The sequence below is a fragment of the Bradyrhizobium erythrophlei genome, assembly GCF_900129425.1.
GTDB lineage: Bacteria > Pseudomonadota > Alphaproteobacteria > Rhizobiales > Xanthobacteraceae > Bradyrhizobium > Bradyrhizobium erythrophlei_C.
The window spans coordinates 4,486,023-4,512,942 of the sequence record NZ_LT670817.1 but is presented as its reverse complement, the minus strand read 5'-3'; the positions used below and the strand labels follow the sequence as shown (position 1 = coordinate 4,512,942).

Genomic DNA, 26,920 nt, shown 5'->3' with positions numbered 1-26,920 from the left:
AATTTACCCGGACCGGGCTGACGCGGATGCGTCGCCGGTTCATTCCCGTTTCGTAAGGATTGTCCGAATGCTGATTACTCCGGCGTATGCCCAGGCCGCCGCTGGCGGGGATACCAACAGCATGTTGATGTCGCTGCTGCCGTTCGCCCTGATCTTTGTGATCATGTATTTCCTGATTCTGAGGCCGCAACAGAAGAAGGTGAAGGACCACGCCGAACTCGTAAAGAACATCCGGCGCGGCGACACCGTGGTGACGACGGGTGGCCTCGTCGGCAAGGTCACGAAAGTGGTCGACGACGACCAGATCGAATTCGAAATCTCCGACGGGGTCCGGGTGCGGCAAATGCGGCAGATGATCTCGGGCGTGCGCGCCAAGGGTGAACCGGCCAAGGAAAAAGCTGACACCGCCAAGGACGAGACGTCCGCGAGCTAGCTTTTTTACGCGCCGCATTCTCCCTGGATCTGACGGGTCAACTCGATGTTGTATTTCACGCGGTGGAAGGCGCTGGCGATCGTCCTTGGGGCGTTGCTGGTGTGTCTTTGCGCCGTTCCAAACTTCTTTCCGGAATCGACCGTCAAGGGCTGGCCGGCATGGGCGCAGCGGCGGCTGGTGCTCGGCCTCGATCTGCAAGGCGGTTCTTATCTGCTGCTGGAAGTCGACTCCAACTACGTCAAGAAGGAAAAGCTCGACCAGGTGCGCGACGACGTCCGCCGGGTGCTGCGCGAGGCCAAGATCGGCTATACCGGCCTCGCGGCGCGCCCCGATAGCGTCGAGGTTCACGTCAAGGATACCGATCTGCAGAACGCGCTCGCCAAACTGCGCGACCTGTCGCAGCCGCTCGGCGGCTTGCTCGGCTCGAACGGGCAGCGCAGCCTTGAAGTCAGCGACGCCGGCGGCGGTCTGATCCGTCTGTCGGTGCCGCAGGCCGCCATCAACGACCGCATCCGCCAGACCATCGAGCAGTCGATCCAGATCGTCGAGCGCCGCGTCAACGAACTCGGCACCGTCGAACCGCTGATCCAGCGGCAGGGGACCGATCGCATTCTGGTGCAGGTTCCGGGTCTGCAAGACCCGACCCAGCTTAAGGCCATTCTGGGCAAGACCGCCAAGATGGAATTCCGCATGGTCGACACCACAGTGTCGCCAGACCAGGCGCTGCAGGGCAGGGTGCCCCCGGACTCCGAAGTGCTGATGAGTTCGACGTCGCCGAAGGTGCCTTATGTGGTCAAGAAGCAGGTCCTGGTCTCCGGCGCCGATTTGACCGACGCACAGCCGGGCTTCGACCAGCGCACGGGTGAACCGATCGTCAGTTTCCGCTTCAATAGCTCCGGCTCGCGCAAGTTCGCGCAGGCAACTTCGGAGAATGTCGGCCAGCCCTTCGCGATCGTGCTCGACAACGAGGTGATTTCGGCGCCCGTGATCCGCGAGCCGATCACTGGCGGGTCCGGCCAGATTTCCGGCAGCTTTACGGTGCAGGCGGCCAATGATCTGGCGATCCTGCTGCGCGCCGGCGCGCTGCCTGCGCCGCTGACGATCATCGAGGAGCGCACCGTCGGACCGGGGCTCGGCCAGGATTCGATCGAGAAAGGCGAACTCGCGGCCTATGTCGGTTCGATCATGGTCATCGTGTTCATGCTCCTGACCTACCGGCTGTTCGGGGTGTTCGCCAACATCGCGGTCGCCATCAACGTCGCGATGATCTTCGGCGTGCTGTCGCTGTTGAACGCGACACTCACGCTGCCCGGCATCGCCGGCATCGTGCTGACGGTCGGTATCGCGGTCGACTCCAACGTGCTGATCTACGAGCGTATCCGCGAGGAGTTGCGCGGTGGACGCAACGCGATTTCCGCTATCGATGCCGGTTTCAAGCGGGCGCTGTCGACGATCCTGGATTCCAACATCACTACCTTCATCGCCGCCGCCGTGCTGTTCTATATCGGCACCGGCCCGGTGCGCGGCTTCGCCGTGACGCTCGGCATCGGCATCATCACGACGGTTTTTACCGCCTTTACCCTTACTCGCCTGATCGTGGCGACTTGGGTGCGGTGGAAGCGGCCGCACAGCGTGCCGATCTAGGGCAAGATCCCGAAACGTGGCCACCGGTTTTCGGAGAAGATCATGCCCCCAAAGGAAAATAGAGTGCCGAACATGATCCAATGTAGCTGGATCATGTTCGCGCGGAGAATGCGGAGCCGGCTGTGACACATTTGGTTCTCATAGGGCTGGGCATCCTCATTGCCGTGCTGACCGTGGTCAGCTGCCTCGGCCTGTTGCCGTCGCTGCGGATCGTGCCCGACAATACGCATTTCGATTTCACGCGGTTTCGCCGCATCAGTTTTCCGATTTCGGCGGCGCTCTCGATTGTCGCGATCACGCTGTTCTTCACCCACGGGCTGAACTTCGGCATCGATTTCAAGGGCGGCACGCTGCTGGAAGTGCGCGCCAAATCCGGCGCGGCCGACATCGCCTCGATGCGCGCGACCCTGGGCGGCCTGGGCCTGGGCGATGTGCAGTTGCAGCAGTTCGGCGGTCCCGAGGAGGTGCTGATCCGGGTCGCGGAACAGCCTGGTGGCGACGCCGCACAGCAGGAGGCGGTGGCGAAGGTTCGCGGCGCGCTCGGCGACGCCGTCGAATATCGCCGCGTGGAAGTGGTGGGACCGCGTGTTTCCGGGGAGTTGCTGGCCTACGGCATGCTCGGCCTGATGCTCGCGATCTTTGCGATTCTGATCTATCTCTGGTTCCGGTTCGAATGGCAGTTCGCGCTGGGAGCCATGATCGCCAACGTCCACGACATCGTGCTGACGATCGGTTTCATGTCGATCTCGCAGGTCGATTTCGATCTCACCAGCATCGCGGCGCTTTTGACAATCCTGGGCTATTCGCTCAACGACACCGTCGTGATCTACGACCGGATCCGCGAAATGCTGCGGCGTTACAAGAAAATGCCGATGCCGGAACTGCTCAACGAGTCGATCAACTCGACGCTGTCGCGATCGATCATCACCCACGTCACGGTGTCACTGGCATTGCTGGCGCTGTTGTTGTTCGGCGGCAACGCCATTCACAGCTTTACCGCGGTGATGTTGTTCGGCGTGGTGCTGGTCGGCACCTATACCTCGATCTTCATCGCGGCGCCGATCCTGATTTATCTCGGAGTCGGCAACCACCGGGCCGACGCACCGGAAAAGCCGTCGAAGCCGGAAAAGCCGTCGAAAAAGTAGAGCGTGATCCCGAAAAGCGGGATCTGTCTTCGGGACAAGATCATGCCCCAGCAGCCAACGAGCGGCTCGGATGCTCCGCATCTTCCGAGGTCGGCGCCGATCGAGGCTTACGGCAAGGGCGGCTTTGCCTTCGCCGGGATGTCGCATCGCGGTTCATTGCTGTGCCTGCCGGATGCGATCTGGGCCTGGCCGGTGACCCGGCCGGAAGAGATCGACAGGACCTCGCTGGAGCAAGTCTTCGCCGCCGCCAACGGCATCGATACGCTTATCATCGGCACCGGCACCGACGTCTGGCTGCCCCCGGCGGCACTTCGTGAGGCGTTGCGCCGGGTCACGGTGGTACTGGACGCGATGCAGACCGGTCCTGCGATTCGCACCTACAACATCATGATCGGCGAACGGCGGCGCGTCGCGGCGGCGCTGATCGCGGTGCCATGAACGGCGCGGACGACGGTAAGGCGTCCGCCGGCTTTTGCGCCGAGCTGGTGCGGACCCATGATTTTATCCGCTATGCATCGACGCTGTTCGTGCCGGCTGCCCAACGCCGCGCGCTGCTGGCGATCTATGCCTTCAACGTCGAGATTTCCCGCGTCCGCGAACTCGTTAGCCAGCCGCTGCCCGGCGAGGTCCGCCTGCAATGGTGGACCGATATGCTCGCGGGGGCCGGCCACGGCGGCGTCGAAGGCAATCCGGTGGCAGCCGAACTCAAGCTGGCGATCCACAACTGGCCTCTGCCGGTCGAGCGACTGTCCCGGTTGATCGACGAGCATCAGTTCGATCTCTACAACGATCCGATGCCGACCATGGCGGCGCTGGAAGGCTACATCAACGACACCTCATCGGCGCTGTTTTCGCTCGGCGCCGGGATCATGGGCGGGCCATCCGACGAGATCGATCACCTCGCGCGTCACGCCGGATTGGCGCAAGGCCTTGCCCAAGTGATGGCGGCGTTGCCGCTGGACGCCTCGCGGCGTCAATTATTCGTGCCGCTGCAATTGCTCGATAGCCACGGCAGCGGCATGGATGAAGTGTTCGCGGGCAGGCAGACCCCAAAACTGCGCAGGGCATTGGATCAGCTGATCGGCGAGGCGCGCGAGCATTTGCGGACGGCTTTCGCCCTGCTTGCGAGCGTGCCGCCGGAGGCGAGGCCGGTGTTCCTGCCGCTGGCACTGGTCGCCCGCGAACTCGAACGGATGTCGCGCGCGGACAGCGATCCGTTCATGCCGCACGTTACATCGAGGTTTCGGACCTTGTGGACGCTGTGGCGGGCGTCGCGGTCGCGGCCCTTTCGAACATGACGGTGTGCTATCGTTCGCCGATGAAATGGCTGCAGTGGAATCCGGACCGGAACGGCATTGCGGCCGTCGTATTGGCCTTGCTGATCCTTGTGAGCCTCTTCGCTGTTGTTGTGATCTATTTCCCGGACATTCAGCAGCGCAGGGCCAATGCGGGATTCGGGCCGGACTGGGACTGTACCGTACAAGCCAAGGGCGATCCGGTTTGCATCAAGAAGCCGGGCCGGTGATTATCTAGGGGGCGTCGTACCCGCGAAACGGGTATCGCTGCGGCCTCTCGATTCCATCACGGGTTCTGAAATACTGGATCACCCGCCTTCGCGGGTGATGACATCGGTTGACGAAGGCGGCATCAAATCCGCCGCCTCGAAATTGAACCGGTCCCGCAAATTCTTGCGCGATTCCAGAATGTTTTTCAGGAACGCGCGATCTGCCGCGCTCGTCATCATCGGCTCGATCAGGTCCAGCTGGTTCATGGCGACCAGTTGCAGGATCTCGGTACGAGGTTTCCCGGCGCTGTCGCGCGGTAATGCCTGCACCACCTGGATATGCTCGGGCGGTTTGGGGCCCTTCGCCGCGGCGAGTTCGTTGCGCAGTTGCGCTTCGAGCGCGGTCTGGTCGGCCTCGACGAAGGCATAGAGCCCGACGCCGGTGCGCCGGTCGGCGAATGCGACGATGGCGGTATCGCGGACGCCCGGATTTTTCCTGATCAGATCGATCAGAAGAGGGGCGTCATTGACCAGCCGCCGGCCGCCGCCTTCGCGATCGGTGAAATTAAAGAGCCCGCGGGTGATGGCGCGGTAGACCTTCTTGCCGGTCTTAAGCCAGATGCTGGCGACAAACGATTTGCGTGCTAGAATTTGGCGTTCCTTCGGCGTCAGCGCGTCCGGCGCGTAGCTGCGTTTGTGCTTGAGGAGGTGCCGCAGATCCTCGTAAGCCGCAATCCGGAACAGCCGGCCACGGGTTTTGAAGCAGGCCGCCAGTTGAAAATCGGTGACGTAGGCCCGGCCGTCGCTGCCGCGCAGCCAATTCTGTTCCTTGGCGAGGTCATTATGACAGATGCCGGCGCGATGGAGCCGCCGCAGTGCCTGCTTGGCGGAATTGAAATAGGCGACGTCGCCGAACGGCTTGGCCAGATGCAATGCCACCCCGTCGATGAAGCCCCGCACCAGGGCCTCGCGACCGGCCCAAAGCAGCTCCGGACCGACATGCAGGCCGCGCGCCAGCGCCAGCGCCCGGCGCTCGCGCGCGAACAGATGGCGCGCCGGAAGGTAAGACCACCACGGCACTTGGTCGAGCCGGCGCAGCACCGCATCGACTTCGCCGGCCTCGCTGCGATAGCGGCCGCGCTCGACGGTGGAAAATACGTCGCGCTTCAGCAATACGCCTTCGGTCCATCGCGCCGACAGCACCGCGGCGTCGTCTCTGGGCAGGCTCATGAAATGCTCACGCCGCCGCTGCGTGGTGCAGGCTGTCGGTAATCCAGCGGTCCAGATCGCACAGTGCTCGGGCGCTGATCGCCTGTCGCTTCGCAACGGTCTTTTCGTTGCCGCGCAGCCGAGTGCCGTCAGGATTTTTGGTGGGCGGCGTGGCGAGCGGCGGGAATAGCCCGAAATTGATGTTCATCGGCTGGAATGAGCGTGCACCGGCGTCGATGGTCTCGATATGACCGCCGGTGATGTGGCCGAGCAGCGATCCGAGCGCGGTCGTCGCCGGCGGGGGCGCCAGCGACGTCGAGCATGCGTCGGCCGCCGCATAGAGGCCGGCGATCAATCCGATACTGGCGGATTCCACGTAGCCCTCGCAGCCGGTCATTTGACCCGCGAAGCGCAACCGCGGCTGCGCGTGCAACCGCAACTGCGTGTCCAACAGCTTCGGCGAATTGAGGAAGGTGTTGCGGTGCAGGCCGCCAAGCCGGGCGAATTCGGCGTTCTCGAGCCCGGGAATGCTGCGGAAGACGCGCTGCTGCGCGCCGTGCTTCAGCTTGGTCTGGAAACCGACCATGTTGTAAAGCGTGCCGAGCTTGTTGTCCTGGCGCAACTGCACGATCGCATAGGCCTTCACCGTCGGATCGTGCGGATTGGTGAGCCCGACCGGCTTCATCGGCCCATGCCGCAGCGTCTCGCGGCCGCGCTCGGCCATCACCTCGATCGGCAGGCAGCCGTCGAAGTAGGGGGTGCTGGTTTCCCACTCCTTGAAGTCGGTCTTCTCGCCGGCGATCAGCGCTTCGACGAAGGCGTCATATTGCTCCTTGTTCATGGGGCAATTGATGTAATCGGCTCCAGTGCCGCCAGGGCCCATTTTGTCGTAGCGCGACTGAAACCACGCCGCCGACATGTCGATGGAATCCCGGTGCACGATGGGCGCGATCGCATCGAAGAACGCCAGCGCGTTCTCGTCGGTGAGTTCGCGAATCGCCTCCGCCAGCGGCGCTGAGGTCAAAGGCCCGGTCGCAACGATGACGTTGCGCCAGTCCGCCGGCGGCAGTCCGTCGATTTCGCCGCGGTGAATTTCGATCAGGGGATGGTCGTGCAGGGCCTTGGTGACGGCAGCGGAAAATCCGTCGCGATCGACCGCCAATGCGCCGCCAGCCGGAACCTGGTTGGCGTCGGCGGCGGCCATGATCACCGAACCCAGTCGGCGCATCTCGGCATGCAGCAACCCGACGGCGTTGTTGGCGGCGTCGTCGGAGCGGAACGAATTGGAGCATACCAGTTCGGCGAGCCCATCGGTGCGATGGGCTTCGGTCATCCGGCCGGGGCGCATCTCGTGCAGGACAACGCGGACGCCTGACCTGGCGACCTGCCAGGCCGCTTCCGAGCCGGCGAGGCCCGCGCCGACGATATGCACGGGTTCAGAAGAGGATTTGCTGCCTGTCATAGCCACAGACGTAGCGCGTAGCGGCAGATACGACAACGCCCGCGGCGAGGCGGGCGTTATCCGTTCGGCAGTCGGTTAAATAAAACGGATCAGCCGTTATAGGTACCGGCTGCAACGCGCGGAATGTCCGAGCGATCAAGACCGATATCGGCCAGTTCGCGATCGCTGAGCTGGGACAGTTCGCTGACATTGCGCTGATAGTCCCGGAACGCCTGGATCATGCGGATGAGCGAGAGCAACATGGGTAATCTCCTGATTCTTTGATTCAGCTCTTGAGGGAGCCTCATCGTTGAAATGAATATAGGGCAATGTTCCCTATCGCGGAAGTACAAATGGTGCGGTGCAGCTAGGTGCTCAGCGCATAACGAAGGCAAGGAATGATTAATCTTTCCTCGCCGCAGCTCGAAGCAATGAAGTGGATGCCGGCCTTCACCGGGAAACCGACAAATGGCACGAAAAGGTGAGGCCTTGTAACAACCTTCGTTTTCGAGATGAAGGTGATTCGGCTTGTAATCAAGTGGTGCCGGAACTCGACCGACGAGGTCTTGCGTCAGTTGACATTTAGTTCCTCATGCGTAATTCGCATGCATCCATAAATAATGAATTTATATTCATAATTTGTCGCCTCCGACTAAGCTTGGGGCTACGCCCTGGATGCCGAGTCGACGCGAGCCGGCGCCCCCCCGAATTGGCGCGCGCGAAGCTCACTGCGGTTGTTCTCGACTGCGGCCGGGATGCCCGCAGATTGAAGATCGTCACTCCCGGTACAGTGCCCGGTATTTCGCCCGGCATGTCTCCCGCCAGCTGCACCGCAGTTTGAATTCAGGGACGTTGATGCGCCGACCCACGATGAAGCGAGGTCGCGCATGATGACGTGTGAAAGCGGTATCGAGTCCAGCGATGCGATCGAGCTCAATTCAGCATCAGCGCATTGGCACACACGCGGCACGACGCGCCAGGTCTCCGGATTCCTTACCAAGCCGTAATGAAAACGCGTCGTTGCGCATGACGCTCTGCGCCACGCGTCGATCACATTCGCATCGCGCGAAATTCATTCCGCAACTTTCGGTTAATCGGCGATCAATTGTTCCGCAGAATCCGGCAATGACGCTGGTTCTGTTCTAAACACTTGGGGAAAGTAACATGATCAATAAGTTACTCGGAGTGGCCGCAATGGCTGCCATGATCTACTCGACCGTTCCGGCGTCCGCCGCGCATATGGCTGGCTGCAGTGGCGAAAACTTGGCGAAGACCGAATCCATGATCGAAACCATGGCCGACGGCGAAGGCAAATCGGCGGCGCAGAAGGAAGTCGCGCTGGCTCAGACCGCGATGCTCGGTGGCAAGATGGGCGCGTGCGGGGCGCATCTCAGCAAGGCGATGCATGCGGGGATGACGAAGTAACCTGCCACGAGGGGCCGGTTGCGTCGCGGCCGGCCCTTTAGGCGGCCAATTCAAGGCGCGTGCGCGAGTTGACTCGCGAAATACCCAATCGTCTTCGCATAGACCTCACTCTTGTTCCACTGCTGGATCACGGCGAAATTGGCGCTGCCGGGCTCCCAGTCCTTGCCGCGTTGCCAGCCGTAACTCGCAAGATAGTTCGCGGTCGATGCCAGCACGTCGGGCGCGCTGCGCAGGAGATCGCGGCGGCCGTTGCCGTCGAAATCCACGGCGTATTTGATGTAAGACGACGGCATGAACTGGGTCTGGCCGAGTTCGCCGGCCCAGGCACCGCGCATCTCCGACGGCGCGAGATCGCCTCGCTCGACGATGCGCAGCGCATCCATCAATTGCGCACGGAATTCCTCCGAACGCCGGCAATCATAGGCCAGCGTCGCCAGCGACCGAATGGTCGGAAACTTGCCGACGTTTACGCCGTAATCTGTCTCCAGGCCCCAGATCGCCACCAGGACCTCGCCCGGCACGCCATAGCTTTCTTCGATGCGCCCGAGCACCGATCCATATTGCTTCATCATGTTGGCGCCGCGGGTGAGCCGGGGAGGCACCATGCGGCCGGAAAACTCCTCGAAACTTTGATTGAACACCCGCTGCGAGCGATCCCGGGAAAGCACCCCTTGATCGAGCGTCACGCCGGCCAGGCCGGCTGAGATCGCAGCTTGTGAAATTCCCTTGGCGGCGGCGTCATTCTTGAAATCGTCGAGCCAAGCCTGAAAATTGCCGCTGCCGCAGGTGGCGGCCATCGCCGGCGCGCCCGGGAGCGGCAGCGCCAGGACAGCGCTGATAGCTAAAGCGCGGAAAAGGAAACGGGGGGTCAGCAGGTCTTGCTCCAAAACGATTCGCCTTTGAGGAGGATGTCGCCGGCAGCATGAAATGTCCGAGGCAACCGCGGCCAAAACAAGGCTCAACCCCGATCAAAGTTCCGCGGCTGAAAGTAGCGCAGCCCGCGGCATGGAAAGCCGCCGGTCGACGATTCGACCGGCGGCTGACAAAAATTGCCTATTCTCGCGGGTTATGCGCTGTCCTTGCGCCGCCACGGAAACAAGGCGGCCGGGAAATCCGCCGCGGAACGGCGCTCGCGATGCGGGCGGGGAGGGATCGGCCGCGGATTGGGATCCGGCGCGATCATCTTGCGATAGAGATGCCAGGTGGCGTGGCCGAGCAGCGGAATGACGATGGCAAGGCCCAGGAAGAACGGCAGCGATCCCAACACCAGCAGCACCGCAACGATCAATCCCCACGCCGCCATCGGTACCGGATTGCGCGCCACAGCCCGCAGCGAGGTCACCATGGCATCGCCGGCGCCGGCGTGACGGTCGAGCATCAGCGGGAACGAAACCACGCTGAGGCACAGCGCCACCACGGCGAACAAGAAACCGACGCCGCAACCGACCACGATCAGCCACCATCCCTGTGGGGTTGTCAGCACGCGGCTGACGAAATCGGGAATGCCGGCCGCCGCTTCGTACCCGAAGGCCGCCACGTAGATCGCCTGCGCGGTGGCCACCCAGGTCACGAACAGCGCGAACAGCAGTGTTCCGAGCCCAAGCATGGCGCCGAACGACGGCGAGCGAAGCACCTCGACCGCGTCCCAAGCGGAGGCCTGTTCGCCGCTCTCGCGGCGACGGCTGAGTTCATAGAGACCGATCGCGGCGAAAGGGCCGAGCAGCGCAAAGCCGGCGGCCAGCGGAAACAGCAGCGGCAGCACCGAATAGCCCAGCACCGTGCGCGCCAGCACGAGCCCAAGCACCGGATAGATCACGCATAGGATGACGGCGTGGCTCGGCACCGCCTTGAAATCTTCCCAGCCGAGCCGCAGCGCCTCACGCAGGTCGGACAGGCCGATGGTTCTGATGATGGGTCCAGCCGCGGTGTCTGGCGCGGGCTGAGCCAGTGGGGTGACATTGCCGGGGTATGGAGTGGCCATGGTCGTTTATCTCCCGTGCCGCAGCGGCCGGACGTTGCGCCGGTCGATGGCGCAAACGGGCCGTTGGCAGAAACGATCTCGATCAGGCCAGACGCGAAGACAGGAAACCAGAACTGGCCGTGTCGCGAACTGAACGCTCAGCCTACTCCCAATCATCGGCACCGTCGCTCACGCTTCAGTGAAACTATGTGCCGCAGCGCAACCCGGCGGATGTCACGCGGCAGTCACACGGTCTCCGCTAAGCTCACCGCGGCCTTGTCCCGCATTGGCAAGTCTCTTTGCGGCGGTTAAAGTCCTGACGATCCGGCCCGGCGCTGCCGGCAGCCGACAAAGTGCCGCTCAAGCTCTTCACAACGATCTCGAGTTCATTGGGAGCAAACGATGAGTATTTTCGGCAAAATCATGAGCGCGATCCTTGGCACCAAGGCCGACGCCGCACCTGCCGGCAGCGCCACACCCGCAAGCGGCGGCGCGGCAACGAGTACCGGTTCGGCAGCCGCACCGTCGTCTGCCCCGGCTGCGCCGGCGCAGAGCGTCGATGTCGCGGCGATCCTGGACAAGGCGGTCGCCGCCCAGAAGGAAAAGCTGGCATGGCGCACCTCGATCGTCGATCTGATGAAGGCGCTCGATATCGATTCGAGCCTCGGTGCGCGCAAGGAACTCGCCAAGGAACTCGGTTACACCGGCGACAGCAATGATTCCGCCACCATGAACGTCTGGCTGCACAAGCAGGTGATGGCCAAGCTCGCCGCCAACGGCGGCAAGCTGCCGCCCGATATCAAGTGGTAGCGGTGGTCCGACGCCATCTGAAAGGCCCGCGCTGTCGCGTGGCCTTTTTTATGCCAACGCGTGTCCGCAGGCATCGCCTTGCCCGGCGCGGCGTGGCGGTCTAGATACGCCGTCGAACAAGTACGGGAAAGGCAGGGAGACGCCATGAATACCCTCGATCGCAGGACCATGCTGGCAACGGGCGCGCTGGCGCTGGCGGGTGCGGCGACGCAAAGCGCCCCGGCCGCGGCGCAAGCCGGTCCGAAACCGATCTTCGCGGTGCCGATGACGACGATCCCGATCGTCGGCGAGACCGACGTATTTCAGGTGCGCCGCATCTATTGCATCGGCCGCAACTACGCCGCGCATGCGATCGAGCGCGGCTCCGACCCGACGCGGGAGCCGCCGTTCTTTTTCCAGAAGCCGACCGATGCGATCCAGAACGTCGCGATCGGCACGGTGGCCGATCACCCCTATCCTTCGCTCACCAAAAACTATCACCATGAGGTTGAACTGGTGGCGGCGCTGAAATCCGGCGGCACCAATATTCCCGTCGAGCAGGCGCTTGATCACGTCTACGGTTACACGCTCGGCCTCGACATGACCCGGCGCGATCTCCAAAACGGCATGGCGGCCGAGAAAAAGCCGTGGGAAATTGGCAAGAGTTTCGATCATGCCGCGGTGCTCGGCCCGATTCATCCGGTGACGAAAACCGGGCATTTCACCAAGGGCGCGATCTCGCTGGCCGTCAACGGTAAGGTGCGGCAGGATTCCAACCTGGACAAGATGATCTGGAGCGTCGCCGAGCAGATCGCAAAACTGTCCGAGGCGTTCGAACTCAAGGCCGGCGACATTATTTATTCCGGCACCCCGGACAATGTCGGCCCCGTCGTCAAGGGCGACGTGCTGCTGTGCAAGCTGGAAGGCCTGCCGGACATGTCGATCCGGATTGTCTGAGTTCAACTCGTCATTCCGGGGCGCGCGCAAGCGCGAACCCGGAATCTCGCGCTGATCATCTCCGGGTTCCGGGTTCGACGCTTCGCGTCGCCCCGGAACGACGGTTGGGGGATCACCCCACCAGATCCGCGAACTCCGGGTGTTTTTGCAGATAGTCCACCACGAATCCGCAGCCGGCGACGACCTTCAATCCGTCGGCGCGGATCAGTTGCAGCGCGCCCTCGACCAGTTGCGAGGCGATGCCGCGGCCGCGCAACGCGCGCGGCGTCTCGGTGTGGGTGATGATGACCGTCGATGGCGAAAGGCGATAATTCGCGAATGCCACCGTGCCCTCGACATCGAGTTCGAAGCGGCTTTTCGCCTTGTTGTCGCGGACTTCGGTCATGTCGGGCTCATTTCACCAGGTCGGCATCCTCGGGGTGTTTATCGATCGGTTTAGGCCGTGCTTATAGACCAGAACGCGTGCATGGTTACATAATCATCGCGCAGAGACGACCATGGCCAACGACAAGGGTCCGAACATCAAGAAAAAGCAGAAGTGCAAGAATTGCGAGGGCAAGGGCCTTTTGAAGAAGGGCGACAAGGTCGTCAAATGCCAGCGTTGTGGCGGCACCGGGGTGCGGTGAGGGCGAGGCAAACGATTTCGAGGTGAGGGCTCGCCGGGACCATTAACATGCGCCCGTGAATCTGGTTCAAATTTGCCAGCAGGCGAGGCCAGCGAAACCGGGTCCGCAGATTGCGCGTCCATTGCAAGAGGAACCATCGATGAAACTCGTACTGACCTTGCTCGGCGTCGTCCTGCTCGTCGTCGCCGCCGTGTATTTCCTGGTGCCGTCGGATCAATTGCCGGGCTTTTTCCCTGGCCACGAGGCCGGCGTGGCGCGCATGCATTACAAGCACGGGATCGTTTCCGGCGTGATCGGCGTGGTGCTGTTGGCGGCCGGCGTCTGGATGGGGCGCAGGTGAGGGGCAAGACGACCACCACCCCGGCTGCGCCACCGGGCGGCGTGACGCCGATCTCGCGCCGGGTGATGAACCTTGCTCATCTCGTTACCCAGAATGGGCGCCGGCACGGCGACCGCATCGGTTTCATCTGGGGCGAGAGGTCCTGGACCTGGCGCGAGATCGACCGCCTTGTCTCGGCACTGGCGGCGGCGCTGGCGGCGCGCGGCATCGTCAAGGGCGACCGCATCCTGGTTCATTCCAAGAATTGCGACGAGATGTTCTGGTCGATGTTCGCAGCCTTCCGGCTCGGCGCGGTCTGGGTGCCGACCAATTTCAGGCTGATGCCGGATGAGGTCGCGTATCTCGGCACAGCCTCCGGCGCCAAGGCCTTTCTGTGCCATGGCGATTTTCCCGACCATGCGGCTGCCGTGCAGGCTTCGAGCCCGGCGCTCGCCTTCACATGGCGGATCGGCGAGGGCGCGTTCGGCGAAACATCCGTCAGCGACGCGATCGCCGCGCACGCCGGCGCCGCAATCGGGGAGGCCGGTGTCGACTACGACGACCCCTGTTGGTTCTTCTTTACGTCGGGCACGACAGGCCGTTCCAAGGCGGCGGTGCTGACCCACGGCCAGATGGCGTTTGTCATCACCAACCATCTCGCCGACCTCATGCCGGGCACCACCGAGAATGACGCTTCCCTGGTGGTCGCGCCGTTGTCGCACGGCGCCGGCGTGCATCAGCTCGTGCAAACCGCGCGCGGCGTGCCGACCATCCTGCTTTCCACGGAGCGGTTCGATATCGACGAGGCGTTCCGGCTGATCGAGCGGCATCGCGTCAGCAACATCTTCACGGTGCCGACCATTCTGAAGATGATGGTCGAACACCCCGCGGTCGACCGCTACGATCATTCCTCGCTGCGCTACATCATCTATGCGGGCGCCCCGATGTACCGCGAGGACCAGATGGCCGCGCTGAACAAGCTCGGCAAGGTGCTGGTGCAGTATTTCGGCCTCGGCGAGGTGACCGGCAACATCACGGTGCTGCCGCCTGATCTGCACGACCCCGAGGACGGCCCGCATGCGCGGATCGGCACCTGCGGTTTCGCGCGCACGGGCATGCAGGTCGCGATCCAGGACGACGACGGAAGCGAGTTGAAACCGTTCGAGACCGGCGAGATCTGCGTGATCGGCCCCGCCGTGTTCGCCGGCTATTACGACAACCCCGAGGCCAACGCCAAGGCGTTCCGCAACGGCTGGTTCCGCACCGGCGATCTCGGCCATATGGATGAAGAAGATTTTGTCTATATCACCGGCCGCGCCTCGGACATGTACATTTCAGGCGGATCCAACATCTACCCGCGCGAGGTCGAGGAGAAGATTCTCACCCATCCCGCGATCGGCGAGGTGGCGGTGCTCGGCGTGCCCGATCCGTTCTGGGGCGAGGTGGGCATCGCCGTCTGCGTCGCGCGCGAGGGCGCAAGCGCGGTGACCGAAGCTGACATGGCCGCTTTCCTTGCTCCGAAAGTGCCGCGCTACAAGATGCCAAAACGGTTCTTCTTCTGGGAGGCGCTGCCGAAGTCGGGCTATGGCAAGATACCGAAGCGGCTGGTGCGCGACGAACTGGAAGCGCGCGGTCTGCTCGACGTCGTCGCGAAAGAGAAAAGCTGACGATGCGAAGTATCGTGCAGCCCGGCCCGTCCGCGCCCGAGCGTATTCAGTGGGTCGAGGCGAGGGGCCGCGCCTTCTCCTTCACGCTGGAAGCGGGCGTGCCGCTGCTGGAAGCCGCGCGCCGCGGCTTTGCGGCGGAAGGCTTTGCCGGCGGTGTGCTCAACATCGGGGGAGGCGCGCTCGGCCCCTTCGCCTATGTGATGCCGGCGCTGTCGAAGACCGGCGCGAACGCGGCGTTCTACAGCGACACTTTCCGTCCCGCCGGAGTCACACGGCTCAAGCTGGCGGCGATGACGTTGGGCCAGCGCGACGGCGCGCCCTTCTTCCATTGCCATGGATTGTGGACGGAAGCGGACGGGCGCATCAAAGGCGGCCATATCCTGCCTGAGGAGACCGTAGTCGCCGAGCCTTTTGCAGTGGAAGCGTTCGGTATCGATGGCGCGGTGTTCACGGCGGAGCCTGACCCCGAGACCAATTTCAGGTTGTTCGGGCCGGTGTGCTCTGACGCCAACGGTGCCAAAGCAACGAGTCGCGCCTTCGCGCTGCGGCTGCGGCCGAACCAGGATTTTGCCAATGCCCTGGAGACGTTCTGTCGCGAGCGGGGCATCACACGCGCGAAACTCCATGGCGGCGTCGGCAGCACCATCGGCGCACGTTTTGCGAATGGCCGCATCGTCGAACCCTTCGCGACCGAACTGGCGGTACGCTCGGGCCTGATCGCATCCGGCGGCGACGGCGCGTTGAAAGCCGATCTCGACGTCGCCCTCGTCGACTATACCGGTGGCCTCGCCGAGGGCCGGCTCGTGCGCGGCGACAATCCGGTGCTGATGACGATGGAGCTGGTGCTGGAAGTGCTGGGCGAGGGCGACTGAAGGCGATACATTTTTCGTCATGGCCGGGCTTCGTCCCGGCCATCCACGTCTTGCTTGCGTTCGTGCAGCAAAGACGTGGATGCCCGGCGCAAGGCCGGGCATGACGACTAACTGCAATGCAACGAGTAACTTCCGATTCATTTGTCAAACAGCCAAGACCGTCATTGCGAGCGAAGCGAAGCAATCCAGCTTTCTTGCTTGCTGCTCCATGGATTGCTTCGCTTCGCTCGCAATGACGATGAGATACACGTTCGCGATCCCGCGGCGCGGTGCGCCCGAGGTTTGCCAAAAACTTCCGCCCTGAAAACAGAGGGCGTGGGGAATGCCGGGCGCCCGATGCACCCGCAGCCTCGTGTGCGCTATTGGTAGTAAGTATGCACACGAGTATTCACAGCGAGCCATCGGAAAACACCCGACATTCCCGCACGCAATGGTCTACGGCTTATACCGTGCTCTCCCCGGTGATCGGCTTTCTTGCCACCGTCGTTACGCGGATTAATCCGCAAACTTGACACCAGCGTCGGGGTGTCAGGACCACACGTCTTCGCCGTCCGCGAGCAGGCGCTTTCGTCATCGGCGCCGCCCCCGTCCATCGCATCCAACCCCGCGTCCGTGACGATCGCGATACGCCCCTCCATGGGGTGGACGGCGAGGGATATAGACTGATTTGCGTATTCGGAAAAACAGAATATTTTTTCAAAAGGGGCTGGACAAGGTCGTTGCGAAACAGCCTGACGGGCAAATCAGTAGCGCCTTGTTCGCGCACGCGGCGAGCAAACGCACTCTACCTCTCCCGCTTGCGGGGGAGGTCGACGCGCTCGCAAGAGCGCGGCGGGTGGGGGAAACTCTCACCACGCTAGATCCGTTGCTTGGCTGGCACCCCCACCCCAACCCTCCCCCGCAAGAGCGGGAGAGGGGGCGCACCGTCGTGGCGAAATATCCCCTTCCACACGCGGCGTGTTCCTGTTACGTTCCACCACCTGAAGGCGAAGTCTTAAGTCGCAACCATGCGGCGCGGGGGGCGGGACCATGAGTTCAAAACGAAACCGTACCATCGGCATGCCCGCGCCTTACCTCAGGCGCATCTGGCTCGACCCTTCCCGCGTTCCCGACCGCGCGGCCTATCCGTTCTGCCTGCCGTTCCTGCGCGACGAATTCGACCTGGATTTCGACCGGCCCATCACCATCATCGCCGGTGAAAACGGCACCGGCAAGTCCACGCTGCTGGAAGGGATCGCGGTGCTGGCCGGCTATGACGAAGCCGGCGGCGGCAAGGGATATCGGCCGGTCGATCACTCCAATGCGGTTGAGGCGATGGGCGGCCAGCTTTCCGAGGCGCTGCGCGCGAGCTGGCTGCCGAGGATCACCAACGGCTGGTTCTTCCGCGCCGAGAGTTTTTTCTCGGTCGCGAGATACCAGGACGAGGTCAATGCCGAAGATATTCCCGGCGTTGCCGCCGGCATCCCGCCTGACTTCCTCTCGTATTCGCACGGCGAAGGTTTTTTGCGGTTCTTCGAACAGCGCTGCCAGCGGCAGGGCATTTTCATCTTCGACGAGCCGGAAGCCGCGCTGTCGCCTGCGCGCCAGATGGAATTCTTGAAGCTGATGCGGCGGATGGAGGAGTCCACGATTTGCCAGGTCGTCATGGCCACGCACTCGCCCATGCTGATGGCGTATCCCGGCGCGCGGCTGCTGCGGCTGTCGAAATACGGGCTGGAGCCGGTGACCGTCGAGCAGACCGATCACTACAAGGTCATGCGCGAGTTCTGCGCCGATCCGGCGGGGTTTGTGGAAGCGGTGATCGATGAATGGACACCCCGTCGCCGGGAGGCCGATCAGTTTTGATGGCACGGTCTGCTGGTCTTTTTCCTTCTCCCCTTGTGGGAGAAGGTGGCGCGGACGCAGTCCGCGACGGATGAGGGGTCTGCATCCGCGGAGAGAACCCCTCAGCCGTCTTCGTGGAGTTTATCATCGGGCGGCGCTTCGTGCCGACCCGGTGGCGAAGCCACCCTATCCCACAAGGGGAGAGGGGAAGAGGCGCCCTTGCGAGGTAATTTGAATTCATGGCATCACTGTCTGGGCAAATGCCATACTCGATCCACGATAAGACGTTGGCGGCGAAGAAAGCCCGCATCCTGATCAACGCGTTGTGCGATTGCGCCAAGGCGGGGGTCAAACCGAGCGCGGTCACCAAGAAAATGCTTTCGGGAGTCTCGCTCTACCTGGAATGCGGGACTTTCATGAAGGAGAATTGGAAGACCTGTCACCGCATTAGTGACGCGGCCGCGCTGGTGCGGGCGTCGGGCGACGAGGACTGGAAAAGGAAACTCACGTTCGAACATGCCCGCCCGCTCAGCGTGATGTATCAGATGCTGCTGGATGAGCGGACAACCCTGACCCTCGAGCGGGCAGCATTCATCATCGGTGAATATCCGCCGGTCCTGGTCACGATGGAAGAAGAGGTCCGACAGACAAAGCTCGGATTCAAGCATGGGGGCGTGCCGGAACAGCGATACGCCGAGATCCCGATTTCCGGTTTCAGCCTGCGGTCGGACGCTGCAACGTCGCGTTGACATTCTGTCGATTGCTGGCGACCAGTTCATCGAGTTGGTCGAGCGTCACACGCATTCCGTGCTCCATCCCGGAGGCGAGCGCGCCTTCCAACGCTTCCTTGCTAGGGAAAAGCTGGTGCAGAGTAAGAAGAGTTCTGCCCTCGCTCTCCTCGAAGGTGGCTGTGACTACGGCCTCACCCGCGTCGCGCATCCGCTCATAGACCTGTGTGAGGACAAGCCGTGAGGGCGATCTCACCTCTATATACCGTCCTGAAAACACCTCCGGATTCCTTGGGTCGCGCCCGAACGCGTAGCGATAGGTTCCTCCCACGCGCAGGTCAGACTCGCACTCGAAGAGCGACACGCCGAAGGACTTGGGCGCCCACCATCGTTTCAGGAGCTCCGGCTTGGTCCATGCGTCGAAGACGATATGCGCCGGTCCATTGAACGTGCGCCTGACGACCAGCTCACGGTCGGCCGTCCGTTCCACAATCGTTTCGTTTCTCATGTTGCTCTCACCTGTCCTTGCCCGCTGCATCCGATTTCTCCTTTCGCTTGAGTTCCTCGATGATCTCGTCCAGCTGCTCGAAACGCTCTTCCCAGATGTGCCGGTAACGGTCGAGCCATTTGTGAAGTTGCTTCAGGGGCTGCGCGCGTAGTCGGTAGAACCGCTGCTGCGCGCGCGGCTCCATTTCAACCAAGCCTACATCCTTGAGCACCTTGAGATGCTGGGAAACTTGCGATTGCCTGAGCCCCAGCCGGCCACGGATGTCGTTCACCGGCCGAGGTCCTGCACGAAGCAGCTCAACTATTCGAAGTCGATTGGGTTCGCCTAGCGCAGCAAGCGTCTCAGAATTCATCTTCGTATATTGTTGTACAAGAATATTCGTGTCAACGAATATATTGCGGCGACGGAAATCGGCACGACGCGTACGACAAGCTCGGCTCCGCCCACAAACAACTCCTGCCCGGCATCGAGTCAGGTCAGTAGGGCGCAATAGCCACCGGGTCGCGCGAATGCGCGCCCGATGATAAATTCCGCGTATTGCGCCGCATGTGGGAGTTTGCGAAAGAGGCGGAATACGCTCTGCTATTCCGCCCTACCGGCTCCCCGCTATGCGCTCCGTCATTGGTCGCTTCGGCGTGTTTTCCGTCGCTTTGTAGTCGATCGGCAACCCATTAGCGCAACCTACGAACGTGAACGTTGATGTCGAGATCGATCGCGGTCACGCACTTCTGCGTCGTCTTGTGAGAGCCGCCCTCGTACCACCGGCCACTGCGTGCTCGGGCGTTTCTGACGTTGGCGAGTTTCAGGCACCGCCATTGCGGCAGCTTGCCGCTGCTCTCTCCGGCGAACTGCCACGCCAGCACGGCTTCCTCGCCAGCCCTGTTGGTGCCAATGATGTGAGGACACAATTCGCGATGGCGTCCGTCATAGGTGCAGAGCACCTGCTGCTCGGCGAGGATGGCGTTGCGGAAGAGGGCGTAGATGGGGCTGGGCATTCGGAGAAGTACCCCTGACATCGCTTTGTCTCATTGTCCGCGGCTATTCGTGAACTTCGATCTTTGTTCCAAACAAAAGCGATCTTTGTTCTAAACAAGGACGTGTCCGACAACGCATTCGCCGAACGCCCCCCAAGCGGAACTCTTGAGGTGGTGAATTAGTTGAACAGCGCACCTATGGAGCCATCATGGGCTTTGCAGAGGTGCTTTCTCAGGGTCGACAGCGATCCCGGTCTCGATCATGCTTTTCGCGGTTGTTTTGCCCGGGACCGCTATGTAGAGGGCGGCGGATGTTCAATCCTTTGATGATGTTGGCGCTGGAAGCGAATGGCGTCGTTGCGCTTCGGATGATGAAGCTGATGCGTGGCGGCAAACGCGCCCGGCGCGAAGCTGAACGAATGGTCAGCGAAAAGATAGCCGCGGCCATGGAGGCTACCGCAAGCCTGATGGCTGGTGCGTCGAGCGACGAAATAGTTCATCGATATCGACGGCATGTCGCGGCCAATGCGAAGCGGCTGGGAAGGCTCAATTCCGGCCGAAGCCGTGCGGTTAAACGAACACGACGCCGACGGAAGTAGCGTGCGACGGACCACGTAGGCACCAGAGGCTGCAGCAGCGTACCGTATTGCGCCGCGCGCGGACGGACGTCCGCCCTACGAGCATGATCTCCTGACAAACTTTGTTTTGTCTTGGTATGTTGAGGTCGAAGGTGCCGAATGTCAGACCTTTTGACGAGAATTACGATAGATCCCAAACAGATGCATGGCCGCCCATGCATTCGTGGCTTGCGTATTACGGTCGCGGATATTCTGGGCATGCTGTCGGCCGGACAATCGCGGGAGGAAATCCTTGCGGATTATCCATATCTCGAAAGCGCGGATATTGATGCGGTCCTGGCGTTTGCGGCTCGTTAGGCCGACCATCCCATCATCGCGGCGGAATAGGACTGTAGGGCGCAATAGCGAGCGTATTGCGCCGCGCCGACGGACGAAAGAGGCGGAATACGCTCCGCTATTCCGCCCTACGAGCTCTACCTCAACGCAGCCGGCCTGCTGCGGCACGCTTCCGGCCCAATGCAACTGCTGCGGGTTTCTTCAGTCCCACTAGTTTAGCATGCGAGCGATCGAATCGCTTGGGGACTGGGGGTTGTGATGGCCGACAAGGCAAAGCCGAAAACGCTCCGGGAGGTGTTTGCGATATACAACTCGTTTCCGCGAGGGCGCCGTATCGTCGGCTATGCGTCTACTGCGGGATGGCTAATCTTTGCAATTGCTCTCGGCTTTGCCGTCTATTTCGGAACAGGGTTTATCACATATCTCGTTCTCGCCTTCTTGTCGTTTCTCAGCACAACTCATTCAAATTATGCGTTCACGCAAAATCTCACACAGCGGAAGGTGCGCAGGATCGATTACTGGTATCTCGGAACTGCTGCAATTGGCTTGCTGTTATTCGCCGCCGCTTATTCCAATCAACGGGAAATTGTCCTGACAAAGATATTTGTCGCGGCTCATCAAAGTGGCGAAGAGCCCATCCGGGAGCAGGTCGTCTCGTCTCTGAAAGACCTCTCTACGTTTCTGTGCGGCGACGTGATGGTGCGCGCATCTGCGACACCCTGCGAAGGCTTGAAACGATTTTCGGAGGAGATAAAGCCACATCTATCCGCCGAACAGATAAAGGGCCTTAGGGAAAAATTCTCAAATGCAGTGACGATGCCGTACAGCAGAATGTTCCCGATCGAAAAGCTGAAGGCAAACCCGAGCTTGTTCTCTCCATTGTCTGTCATACAGGTGAGGCTCGACGACTGGGCCGCGTATATGCGGAGCGCACCAGCGCAAACGGCTGCCCCGCGAGACGAAGAGGCTGAGATTGTGTATGGCTTAGGTCAATTGGTGATCTGGCCGTTTCTTCTTGCGTACGCCCTTGCGCTTCGGATTACGAAGGTAACGATCGATGTTTTCGAGTGGGCCAAATAGCGATGTTCGATTACCTTCAGCTACGATGGAAATTGTGGAATCTTGCCCGAAGCTGGGACGGCATAGAGGGCGCAAATAACGCGCGGATGGAAGAAGCGAAAAAGCGAAAAGCCGCGCGCGACGAACGGTATGAGATGGATCAATACGCTGCGCAGGACTACTTCGAATATCAAAACGACGTACGCGCAGCTCACTCAAGATTTCTTGTATCGAAAGCGTCGCAGTTGATCGTTCCTATTCCGCCACGGGAAGATAAAACGATGTGGGACGGTGACCAGATGGGCCGAACATCGTTAACTGAGCTCGGTATCAATACCGTCCGCTCGGCAGTTCGCGCCGAACAGAAAGCGCGCCTCGAAATGTTTTTGATGTGGGTGCCAGGTGCTGTCGGAATTCTTGGGACGCTGATAGGGCTGGCCGCAATTCTGATGGGCAAGAAGTAGTGATTGGCGAGACGCAGTCGGCTAATGCGGACGGCTACCTCCGCGCGGTGAACGATTTGGCGTAGTGATCGAAGAGGACGGAATACGCTCCGGTATTGCGCCCTACGTGCTACGAGCTAAAACGGAATATTGTCGTCAATTAAAGTTCCTCTGCGGGAAAGCGGCAGGGCCGCCGCGGGCAGGGGAACATTTGCTACGATGAAAAGATTCAAGATGTCCTCGCGGTCCATGAACATAACCTGACTACGTTTGGAGGCATCCAGCCTTTCGCCGAGCCAATTTCTTGCTGCCTTGGTGATCTGTCCGCCGGCAACAATAAATGCGTGATCGACCAGTACGCGACGACTAGTTTCTGGATCGAATATCTCGTGCCCGAGCATCATCGTGACTTGATTAAGTATCTCACCGATATTCGCCGTGCCGCCCTTACTCATGCCGGCCGCATCAAGCTTGTCACGTTTGGCCTGCAAGCCAAAATACAGTACATGTTGTGTCGGCAGAGTGTAGCGCATCCAGATATCTTTGCCGTATTCGAGTGCTTTATCCTTATGACCGGCGGCGCTGACGCGATGAAAACCAAGCTGACGAAACAGAGGCAAGAGTACGTCTTGTATCAGGTCATCTTCTGATGCGCCGTCAAGAAAGGCGGCAAGAAGCTCGCGGCGGACTTGTTCGTTTTTTGAAAGCGGACGATGCGGGTTCGCGGCCGGTGCGGCGATCGCGCCTGTACCGATGTGGCCGAAGATAGCATATGCGATCCGTCGCATAGAACGCTTCATACCCTTCGCGCGTTAGGGCGGTATTCAATTTGGAGAGCGCGGTAGTACGATCGGGATCGCCGTCGGTCGCGTCACCGACGTCCATCAGCGTCGCGATGACCCGACAGAAAGACAGCGGCGGCGTTTGTGCGTCATTATGGGGTTCGGCTAGGATTTGTTCGAGTACGCTGGAGACCCAAGCCGCGCGTGTTGATCCATCGTGTGCGAAGTCTGTGTCAGCATCTCGAAAGAAACGGGTAATGTAACTGCTGCTACGGTAGACGAACGGCGTGCCCTCGCCATTGCCGCAGATCATATCGGCAATATCATCGAGAGTGCGTTGTCTCCACTTCATCTATCCTCCTGATAGATATGGCGCGCGCTGCAGCAGGTTCGGCCTGCCCCAACAGCCCCATTCTTTAGGCAAAGTTTTGTAGCACCTCACTCCGCCGCCTCGCTCGTCCCGCGTTTCCTCTTCCCGCCGCTCTCCCGCGCCAGCACCGGCGCCAGGAATTTGCCCGTGTAGCTGCGCGGCGCTTTCACGATATCCTCCGGCGGGCCCCAGGCGACGATTTCGCCGCCGCCGTCGCCACCTTCGGGGCCGAGGTCAATCACCCAGTCCGCGGTCTTGATCACTTCGAGATTGTGCTCGATGACGACGACCGTGTTGCCTTGCGACACCAGCTCGTGCAGCACTTCCAGCAGTTTTGCGACGTCGTGGAAATGCAGGCCGGTGGTCGGCTCGTCCAGGATGTAGAGCGTGCGGCCGGTGGCGCGCTTGCTTAGCTCCTTGGCGAGTTTGACGCGCTGGGCTTCGCCGCCGGACAGCGTGGTCGCCTGCTGGCCGACGTGAATGTAATCCAGGCCGACGCGGTGCAATGTCTTAAAGGTTTCGCGCACGCGCGGCACCGCCTTGAAGAAGTCGGCGGCTTCCTCGACGGTCATGTCCAAGACGTCGGCGATCGACTTGCCCTTGAACAGCACTTCCAAGGTCTCGCGGTTGTAGCGTTTGCCCTTGCAGACGTCGCAGGTGACGTAGACGTCGGGCAGGAAGTGCATCTCGATCTTGATGACGCCGTCGCCCTGGCAGGCCTCGCAGCGGCCGCCCTTGACGTTGAAGGAAAACCGCCCGGGCTCGTAGCCGCGCGCTTTCGCCTCCGGCAGGCCGGCGAACCATTCGCGGATCGGCGTGAACGCGCCGGTATAGGTCGCCGGGTTCGAGCGCGGGGTGCGGCCGATCGGCGACTGGTCGATGTCGATGATCTTGTCGATATGCTCCAGCCCTTCGATGCGGTCGTGCGGGGCGGCGCCCTCGCTGGCATTGTTGAGCTTGCGCGCGATCGCCTTGTAGAGCGTGTCGATCAGCAGCGTCGACTTGCCGCCGCCGGAGACTCCGGTGACGCAGGTGAACAGGCCCAGCGGAATCTCCGCCGAGACGTTTTTCAGATTGTTGCCGCGGGCGTTGATCACCTTGATGGTGCGGCGATGGTTCGGCGGCCGGCGCTCCGGGATCGGCACCGACAATTCGCCGGTGAGATATTTTCCGGTCAGCGAGGCCGGATTGTTCATGATGTCCGACGGCGTGCCCTGGGCGACGATATGGCCGCCATGCATGCCGGCGCCGGGGCCGACATCAACGACGTGGTCGGCGAGGCGAATGGCATCCTCGTCGTGCTCGACCACGATCACGGTATTGCCGAGGTCGCGCAGCCGCTTCAACGTTTCCAAGAGCCGCGCATTGTCGCGCTGGTGCAGGCCGATCGAGGGCTCGTCCAGCACATAGAGCACGCCGGTCAGCCCCGAGCCGATCTGCGACGCCAGCCGAATGCGCTGGCTTTCGCCACCGGACAGGGTGCCGGAGGCGCGCGCCAGCGTCAGGTAATTCAGCCCGACATCGAGCAGGAACGACAGCCGCTCGCGGATCTCCTTCAGGACCCGCGTCGCGATCTCGTTCTGCTGCGCGTTGAGCGCCTTCGGCACGGTCTCGAACCATTCGCCGGCGCGCAGCACAGACAATTCCGAGATTTCACCGATGTGCTTGCCGCCGATCTTGACGCAGAGCGCTTCCGGCTTCAGCCGATAGCCGTGGCAGGCCTCGCAGGGAATATCGGAGAAATACTTGCCGAGCTCCTCGCGCGCCCATTCGCTTTCGGTCTCGCGGTAGCGGCGGTCGATATTGGTGATGACGCCCTCGAACGGCTTCTTGGTGTCGTAGGAGCGGACGCCGTCTTCATAGGAGAATTTGATCTCGTCTTCGCCCGAACCATGGAGGATCGCGTTTTGCGTCTTCTTCGGCAGGTCCTTCCATTTTGTTTCGAGCGTGAACTTGTAGAATTTGCCGAGCGCGGTCAGGGTCTGCACGTAATACGGCGAGGATGATTTCGCCCACGGCGCGATCGCGCCCTTGCGCAGGCTCAGTTCCTTGTCGGGAATGACAAGCTCTTCGTCGATGTGCTGCTCGACGCCGAGCCCGCCGCAGGCGGGGCAGGCGCCGTAAGGGTTATTGAAGGAAAAGAGTCTGGGCTCGATTTCGGGAATCGTGAATCCGGAAACCGGGCAGGCGAATTTCTCCGAGAACAGGATCCGCTCCGGCCCGCTCTTGTCGTGGATTTTTGCGACCTTCTTCGCGGCAGGCTCATCCTTCGAGACGGCGCTTTGCGCCTCCTCAGGATGAGGGAGAGAGCCCCGCTTGCCTGCCTTCGAGCGTTTCGCTCCGTCCTCATCCCCGGATGAGCGCTCCGCGCTCACCGAGGGAGCGCCCGCCGGGCGCGTCTCGAAGGATGATGGTTGAGCCGCCGGCGCATCCGCATATTCGATCACCGCCAGGCCCTCGGCGAGCTTGAGCGCGGTTTCAAAACTTTCCGCCAGCCGCTGGCCGATGTCCGGCCGGACCACGATGCGGTCGACCACCACGTCGATGTCGTGCGGGAATTTCTTGTCGAGCACCGGCGCTTCCGCCAGTTCGTGAAAGGTGCCGTCGATCTTGACGCGCTGAAATCCCTTCTTGAGATATTCGGCGAGTTCCTTGCGGTACTCGCCCTTGCGGCCGCGCACCACAGGCGCCAGCAGATAGAGGCGGGTGCCCTCCGGCAGCGCCAGCACGCGATCGACCATCTGCGAGACGATCTGGCTCTCGATCGGCAAGCCGGTCGCGGGCGAATAGGGCACGCCGACCCGCGACCACAACAACCGCATGTAGTCGTAGATTTCGGTGACGGTGCCGACGGTGGAGCGCGGATTTTTCGAAGTGGTCTTCTGCTCGATGGAGATGGCAGGAGACAAGCCGTCGATCTGGTCGACGTCCGGCTTCTGCATCATCTCGAGGAACTGGCGCGCATAGGCCGACAACGATTCGACGTAGCGCCGTTGCCCCTCGGCATAGATGGTATCGAAGGCGAGCGAGGATTTGCCCGAGCCCGACAACCCCGTGAAGACCACCAGCCGGTCGCGCGGTATTTCCAGGTCGATGTTCTTGAGATTATGCTCGCGCGCGCCGCGTATCGTTATCGCGCGCGTGCCCGACGCGGCGGTCTGCTGGCGCTTCGCCCTGATCACTTCATCCATATCGGCATTTCCAGGCGCGCCTCGCGCCGCGTTCAGGCGCGCATCTTCCGGAAAACCGGGCGATCGGACGCCAATGGGTGAGCTCGGAACATAGGAAGAACGGGCGCGGATATCCAGTGCTCCCTGCAAGCCATCA

The 26,920-nt window shown here is 61.7% G+C and carries 30 protein-coding genes; 18 read left to right on the top strand and 12 right to left on the bottom strand.

All coding sequences use genetic code 11. The features are described from left to right. Positions 1–67 precede the first annotated feature (67 nt). The 6 genes from yajC (at position 68) to B5527_RS21490 (ending at position 4,747) form a co-directional block, all read left to right on the top strand. Entirely contained in the window at positions 68–433 is a 366-nt protein-coding gene (gene yajC / locus B5527_RS21515; protein ID WP_079603319.1) for a preprotein translocase subunit YajC, read from the top strand. Between the two features lie 45 nt (positions 434–478). Further along, entirely contained in the window at positions 479–2,077 is a 1,599-nt protein-coding gene (gene secD, locus B5527_RS21510; protein WP_079603318.1) for a protein translocase subunit SecD, read from the top strand. A 122-nt stretch (positions 2,078–2,199) separates the two neighbouring features. Further along, positions 2,200–3,222, top strand: a complete 1,023-nt coding sequence (secF, locus tag B5527_RS21505) for a protein translocase subunit SecF (protein ID WP_079603317.1) — start codon at positions 2,200–2,202, stop codon at positions 3,220–3,222. 42 nt (positions 3,223–3,264) lie between these two features. After that, positions 3,265–3,660, top strand: a complete 396-nt coding sequence (locus B5527_RS21500) for an Mth938-like domain-containing protein (protein WP_079603316.1) — start codon at positions 3,265–3,267, stop codon at positions 3,658–3,660. Then, positions 3,657–4,520, top strand: a complete 864-nt coding sequence (locus tag B5527_RS21495; protein WP_079603315.1) for a phytoene/squalene synthase family protein — start codon at positions 3,657–3,659, stop codon at positions 4,518–4,520. The genes B5527_RS21500 and B5527_RS21495 overlap by 4 nt, the downstream gene beginning before the upstream one ends. Then, positions 4,484–4,747 carry a hypothetical protein gene (locus tag B5527_RS21490; protein ID WP_079603314.1) on the top strand — a complete coding sequence of 88 codons (264 nt, stop codon included), beginning with the start codon at positions 4,484–4,486 and terminating at the stop codon, positions 4,745–4,747. Before B5527_RS21495 ends, B5527_RS21490 begins: the two co-directional genes overlap by 37 nt. Positions 4,748–4,825: 78 nt before the next feature. On the opposite strand, the gene B5527_RS21485 is transcribed toward B5527_RS21490, so the two are convergent. The 3 genes from B5527_RS21485 to B5527_RS21475 form a co-directional block, all read right to left on the bottom strand. Beyond that, complete coding sequence (locus B5527_RS21485; protein ID WP_079603313.1) at positions 4,826–5,956, bottom strand: serine/threonine protein kinase; 1,131 nt, start codon at positions 5,954–5,956, stop codon at positions 4,826–4,828. Between the two features lie 7 nt (positions 5,957–5,963). Then, complete coding sequence (trmFO, locus tag B5527_RS21480; protein WP_079603312.1) at positions 5,964–7,397, bottom strand: methylenetetrahydrofolate--tRNA-(uracil(54)-C(5))-methyltransferase (FADH(2)-oxidizing) TrmFO; 1,434 nt, start codon at positions 7,395–7,397, stop codon at positions 5,964–5,966. An 89-nt stretch (positions 7,398–7,486) separates the two neighbouring features. Continuing rightward, the gene (locus tag B5527_RS21475; RefSeq protein WP_016846063.1) at positions 7,487–7,639 is read right to left on the bottom strand and encodes a DUF1127 domain-containing protein; all 153 of its coding nucleotides are present in this window, start codon (positions 7,637–7,639) and stop codon (positions 7,487–7,489) included. Positions 7,640–8,540: 901 nt separating this feature from the next. Here B5527_RS21475 and B5527_RS21470 point away from each other — a divergent pair. After that, positions 8,541–8,801 carry a hypothetical protein gene (locus B5527_RS21470; RefSeq protein ID WP_079603311.1) on the top strand — a complete coding sequence of 87 codons (261 nt, stop codon included), beginning with the start codon at positions 8,541–8,543 and terminating at the stop codon, positions 8,799–8,801. 50 nt (positions 8,802–8,851) lie between these two features. Here the strand turns inward: B5527_RS21470 and B5527_RS21465 are convergent, their stop codons facing one another. Next, positions 8,852–9,598, bottom strand: a complete 747-nt coding sequence (locus B5527_RS21465; protein WP_079607417.1) for a lytic murein transglycosylase — start codon at positions 9,596–9,598, stop codon at positions 8,852–8,854. A gap of 269 nt (positions 9,599–9,867) precedes the next feature. Then, positions 9,868–10,782 (bottom strand): DUF2189 domain-containing protein, encoded by a 915-nt coding sequence (locus B5527_RS21460; RefSeq protein ID WP_079603310.1) that lies wholly within the window; start codon positions 10,780–10,782, stop codon positions 9,868–9,870. 381 nt (positions 10,783–11,163) lie between these two features. Here B5527_RS21460 and B5527_RS21455 point away from each other — a divergent pair, with 381 nt between their 5' ends. Both B5527_RS21455 and B5527_RS21450 read left to right on the top strand, forming a co-directional pair. After that, on the top strand, positions 11,164–11,571 hold the full coding sequence (locus tag B5527_RS21455) for a DUF3597 domain-containing protein (protein WP_079603309.1): 408 nt from the start codon (positions 11,164–11,166) through the stop codon (positions 11,569–11,571). Positions 11,572–11,715: 144 nt separating this feature from the next. Further along, positions 11,716–12,507, top strand: coding sequence for a fumarylacetoacetate hydrolase family protein (locus tag B5527_RS21450; protein ID WP_079603308.1), 792 nt, complete (start codon positions 11,716–11,718; stop codon positions 12,505–12,507). A gap of 112 nt (positions 12,508–12,619) precedes the next feature. On the opposite strand, the gene B5527_RS21445 is transcribed toward B5527_RS21450, so the two are convergent. Continuing rightward, the gene (locus tag B5527_RS21445; protein ID WP_079603307.1) at positions 12,620–12,892 is read right to left on the bottom strand and encodes a GNAT family N-acetyltransferase; all 273 of its coding nucleotides are present in this window, start codon (positions 12,890–12,892) and stop codon (positions 12,620–12,622) included. Positions 12,893–13,004: 112 nt separating this feature from the next. Between B5527_RS21445 and B5527_RS47145 the strand changes: the two genes are divergently transcribed. The 6 genes from B5527_RS47145 to B5527_RS21415 all read left to right on the top strand — a co-directional run bounded on the left by B5527_RS47145 (position 13,005) and on the right by B5527_RS21415 (position 18,564). Beyond that, complete coding sequence (locus B5527_RS47145; protein ID WP_276329342.1) at positions 13,005–13,133, top strand: hypothetical protein; 129 nt, start codon at positions 13,005–13,007, stop codon at positions 13,131–13,133. A gap of 139 nt (positions 13,134–13,272) precedes the next feature. After that, the gene (locus tag B5527_RS21440; protein WP_079603306.1) at positions 13,273–13,473 is read left to right on the top strand and encodes a hypothetical protein; all 201 of its coding nucleotides are present in this window, start codon (positions 13,273–13,275) and stop codon (positions 13,471–13,473) included. Next, complete coding sequence (locus B5527_RS21435; RefSeq protein WP_276329341.1) at positions 13,470–15,119, top strand: acyl-CoA synthetase; 1,650 nt, start codon at positions 13,470–13,472, stop codon at positions 15,117–15,119. Before B5527_RS21440 ends, B5527_RS21435 begins: the two co-directional genes overlap by 4 nt. Before the next feature lie 2 nt (positions 15,120–15,121). Further along, positions 15,122–15,991, top strand: a complete 870-nt coding sequence (locus tag B5527_RS21430; RefSeq protein WP_079603305.1) for a PCC domain-containing protein — start codon at positions 15,122–15,124, stop codon at positions 15,989–15,991. 1,029 nt (positions 15,992–17,020) lie between these two features. Further along, entirely contained in the window at positions 17,021–17,836 is an 816-nt protein-coding gene (locus B5527_RS21420) for an AAA family ATPase (RefSeq protein ID WP_079603303.1), read from the top strand. 218 nt (positions 17,837–18,054) lie between these two features. Beyond that, entirely contained in the window at positions 18,055–18,564 is a 510-nt protein-coding gene (locus tag B5527_RS21415; RefSeq protein ID WP_154072430.1) for a hypothetical protein, read from the top strand. Here the strand turns inward: B5527_RS21415 and B5527_RS21410 are convergent. The 4 genes from B5527_RS21410 to B5527_RS47385 form a co-directional block, all read right to left on the bottom strand. Then, positions 18,530–19,051 (bottom strand): SRPBCC family protein, encoded by a 522-nt coding sequence (locus B5527_RS21410; RefSeq protein ID WP_079607415.1) that lies wholly within the window; start codon positions 19,049–19,051, stop codon positions 18,530–18,532. The two genes, B5527_RS21415 and B5527_RS21410, sit on opposite strands and share 35 nt — an antisense overlap. Positions 19,052–19,058: 7 nt before the next feature. Continuing rightward, positions 19,059–19,403 carry an ArsR/SmtB family transcription factor gene (locus B5527_RS21405; RefSeq protein ID WP_079603301.1) on the bottom strand — a complete coding sequence of 115 codons (345 nt, stop codon included), beginning with the start codon at positions 19,401–19,403 and terminating at the stop codon, positions 19,059–19,061. Between the two features lie 319 nt (positions 19,404–19,722). Beyond that, positions 19,723–20,046 carry a hypothetical protein gene (locus B5527_RS21400; RefSeq protein ID WP_079603300.1) on the bottom strand — a complete coding sequence of 108 codons (324 nt, stop codon included), beginning with the start codon at positions 20,044–20,046 and terminating at the stop codon, positions 19,723–19,725. Between the two features lie 272 nt (positions 20,047–20,318). Beyond that, entirely contained in the window at positions 20,319–20,525 is a 207-nt protein-coding gene (locus B5527_RS47385; RefSeq protein WP_154072429.1) for a hypothetical protein, read from the bottom strand. 237 nt (positions 20,526–20,762) lie between these two features. Here B5527_RS47385 and B5527_RS21390 point away from each other — a divergent pair, with 237 nt between their 5' ends. The 3 genes from B5527_RS21390 to B5527_RS21380 all read left to right on the top strand — a co-directional run bounded on the left by B5527_RS21390 (position 20,763) and on the right by B5527_RS21380 (position 22,462). Continuing rightward, positions 20,763–20,960 (top strand): DUF433 domain-containing protein, encoded by a 198-nt coding sequence (locus B5527_RS21390; RefSeq protein ID WP_079603298.1) that lies wholly within the window; start codon positions 20,763–20,765, stop codon positions 20,958–20,960. Between the two features lie 237 nt (positions 20,961–21,197). After that, a complete protein-coding gene (locus B5527_RS21385; RefSeq protein ID WP_079603297.1) occupies positions 21,198–22,019 on the top strand; it encodes a hypothetical protein in 822 nt (273 codons plus the stop codon). A gap of 2 nt (positions 22,020–22,021) precedes the next feature. Beyond that, positions 22,022–22,462, top strand: coding sequence for a hypothetical protein (locus B5527_RS21380; RefSeq protein ID WP_079603296.1), 441 nt, complete (start codon positions 22,022–22,024; stop codon positions 22,460–22,462). A gap of 116 nt (positions 22,463–22,578) precedes the next feature. On the opposite strand, the gene B5527_RS21375 is transcribed toward B5527_RS21380, so the two are convergent. Further along, complete coding sequence (locus B5527_RS21375; RefSeq protein WP_197689323.1) at positions 22,579–23,229, bottom strand: hypothetical protein; 651 nt, start codon at positions 23,227–23,229, stop codon at positions 22,579–22,581. A 432-nt stretch (positions 23,230–23,661) separates the two neighbouring features. Further along, complete coding sequence (uvrA, locus tag B5527_RS21370) at positions 23,662–26,784, bottom strand: excinuclease ABC subunit UvrA (RefSeq protein WP_079603295.1); 3,123 nt, start codon at positions 26,782–26,784, stop codon at positions 23,662–23,664. Positions 26,785–26,920 lie beyond the last annotated feature (136 nt).

Bases quoted from the DNA above. Each gene is read 5' to 3' on its own strand.
- yajC (WP_079603319.1), top strand. From the start codon at position 68: ATGCTGATTACTCCGGCGTATGCCCAGGCCGCCGCTGGCGGGGATACC.
- secD (WP_079603318.1), top strand. From the start codon at position 479: ATGTTGTATTTCACGCGGTGGAAGGCGCTGGCGATCGTCCTTGGGGCG.
- B5527_RS21500 (WP_079603316.1), top strand. From the start codon at position 3,265: ATGCCCCAGCAGCCAACGAGCGGCTCGGATGCTCCGCATCTTCCGAGG.
- B5527_RS21495 (WP_079603315.1), top strand. From the start codon at position 3,657: ATGAACGGCGCGGACGACGGTAAGGCGTCCGCCGGCTTTTGCGCCGAG.
- B5527_RS21485 (WP_079603313.1), bottom strand. From the start codon at position 5,956: ATGAGCCTGCCCAGAGACGACGCCGCGGTGCTGTCGGCGCGATGGACC.
- trmFO (WP_079603312.1), bottom strand. From the start codon at position 7,397: ATGACAGGCAGCAAATCCTCTTCTGAACCCGTGCATATCGTCGGCGCG.
- B5527_RS21475 (WP_016846063.1), bottom strand. From the start codon at position 7,639: ATGTTGCTCTCGCTCATCCGCATGATCCAGGCGTTCCGGGACTATCAG.
- B5527_RS21470 (WP_079603311.1), top strand. From the start codon at position 8,541: ATGATCAATAAGTTACTCGGAGTGGCCGCAATGGCTGCCATGATCTAC.
- B5527_RS21465 (WP_079607417.1), bottom strand. From the start codon at position 9,598: ATGGCCGCCACCTGCGGCAGCGGCAATTTTCAGGCTTGGCTCGACGAT.
- B5527_RS21460 (WP_079603310.1), bottom strand. From the start codon at position 10,782: ATGGCCACTCCATACCCCGGCAATGTCACCCCACTGGCTCAGCCCGCG.
- B5527_RS21455 (WP_079603309.1), top strand. From the start codon at position 11,164: ATGAGTATTTTCGGCAAAATCATGAGCGCGATCCTTGGCACCAAGGCC.
- B5527_RS21450 (WP_079603308.1), top strand. From the start codon at position 11,716: ATGAATACCCTCGATCGCAGGACCATGCTGGCAACGGGCGCGCTGGCG.
- B5527_RS21445 (WP_079603307.1), bottom strand. From the start codon at position 12,892: ATGACCGAAGTCCGCGACAACAAGGCGAAAAGCCGCTTCGAACTCGAT.
- B5527_RS47145 (WP_276329342.1), top strand. From the start codon at position 13,005: ATGGCCAACGACAAGGGTCCGAACATCAAGAAAAAGCAGAAGTGCAAG.
- B5527_RS21440 (WP_079603306.1), top strand. From the start codon at position 13,273: ATGAAACTCGTACTGACCTTGCTCGGCGTCGTCCTGCTCGTCGTCGCC.
- B5527_RS21430 (WP_079603305.1), top strand. From the start codon at position 15,122: ATGCGAAGTATCGTGCAGCCCGGCCCGTCCGCGCCCGAGCGTATTCAG.
- B5527_RS21420 (WP_079603303.1), top strand. From the start codon at position 17,021: ATGAGTTCAAAACGAAACCGTACCATCGGCATGCCCGCGCCTTACCTC.
- B5527_RS21415 (WP_154072430.1), top strand. From the start codon at position 18,055: ATGGCATCACTGTCTGGGCAAATGCCATACTCGATCCACGATAAGACG.
- B5527_RS21410 (WP_079607415.1), bottom strand. From the start codon at position 19,051: ATGAGAAACGAAACGATTGTGGAACGGACGGCCGACCGTGAGCTGGTC.
- B5527_RS21405 (WP_079603301.1), bottom strand. From the start codon at position 19,403: ATGAATTCTGAGACGCTTGCTGCGCTAGGCGAACCCAATCGACTTCGA.
- B5527_RS21400 (WP_079603300.1), bottom strand. From the start codon at position 20,046: ATGCCCAGCCCCATCTACGCCCTCTTCCGCAACGCCATCCTCGCCGAG.
- B5527_RS47385 (WP_154072429.1), bottom strand. From the start codon at position 20,525: ATGAACTATTTCGTCGCTCGACGCACCAGCCATCAGGCTTGCGGTAGC.
- B5527_RS21390 (WP_079603298.1), top strand. From the start codon at position 20,763: ATGTCAGACCTTTTGACGAGAATTACGATAGATCCCAAACAGATGCAT.
- B5527_RS21385 (WP_079603297.1), top strand. From the start codon at position 21,198: ATGGCCGACAAGGCAAAGCCGAAAACGCTCCGGGAGGTGTTTGCGATA.
- B5527_RS21380 (WP_079603296.1), top strand. From the start codon at position 22,022: ATGTTCGATTACCTTCAGCTACGATGGAAATTGTGGAATCTTGCCCGA.
- B5527_RS21375 (WP_197689323.1), bottom strand. From the start codon at position 23,229: ATGCGACGGATCGCATATGCTATCTTCGGCCACATCGGTACAGGCGCG.
- uvrA (WP_079603295.1), bottom strand. From the start codon at position 26,784: ATGGATGAAGTGATCAGGGCGAAGCGCCAGCAGACCGCCGCGTCGGGC.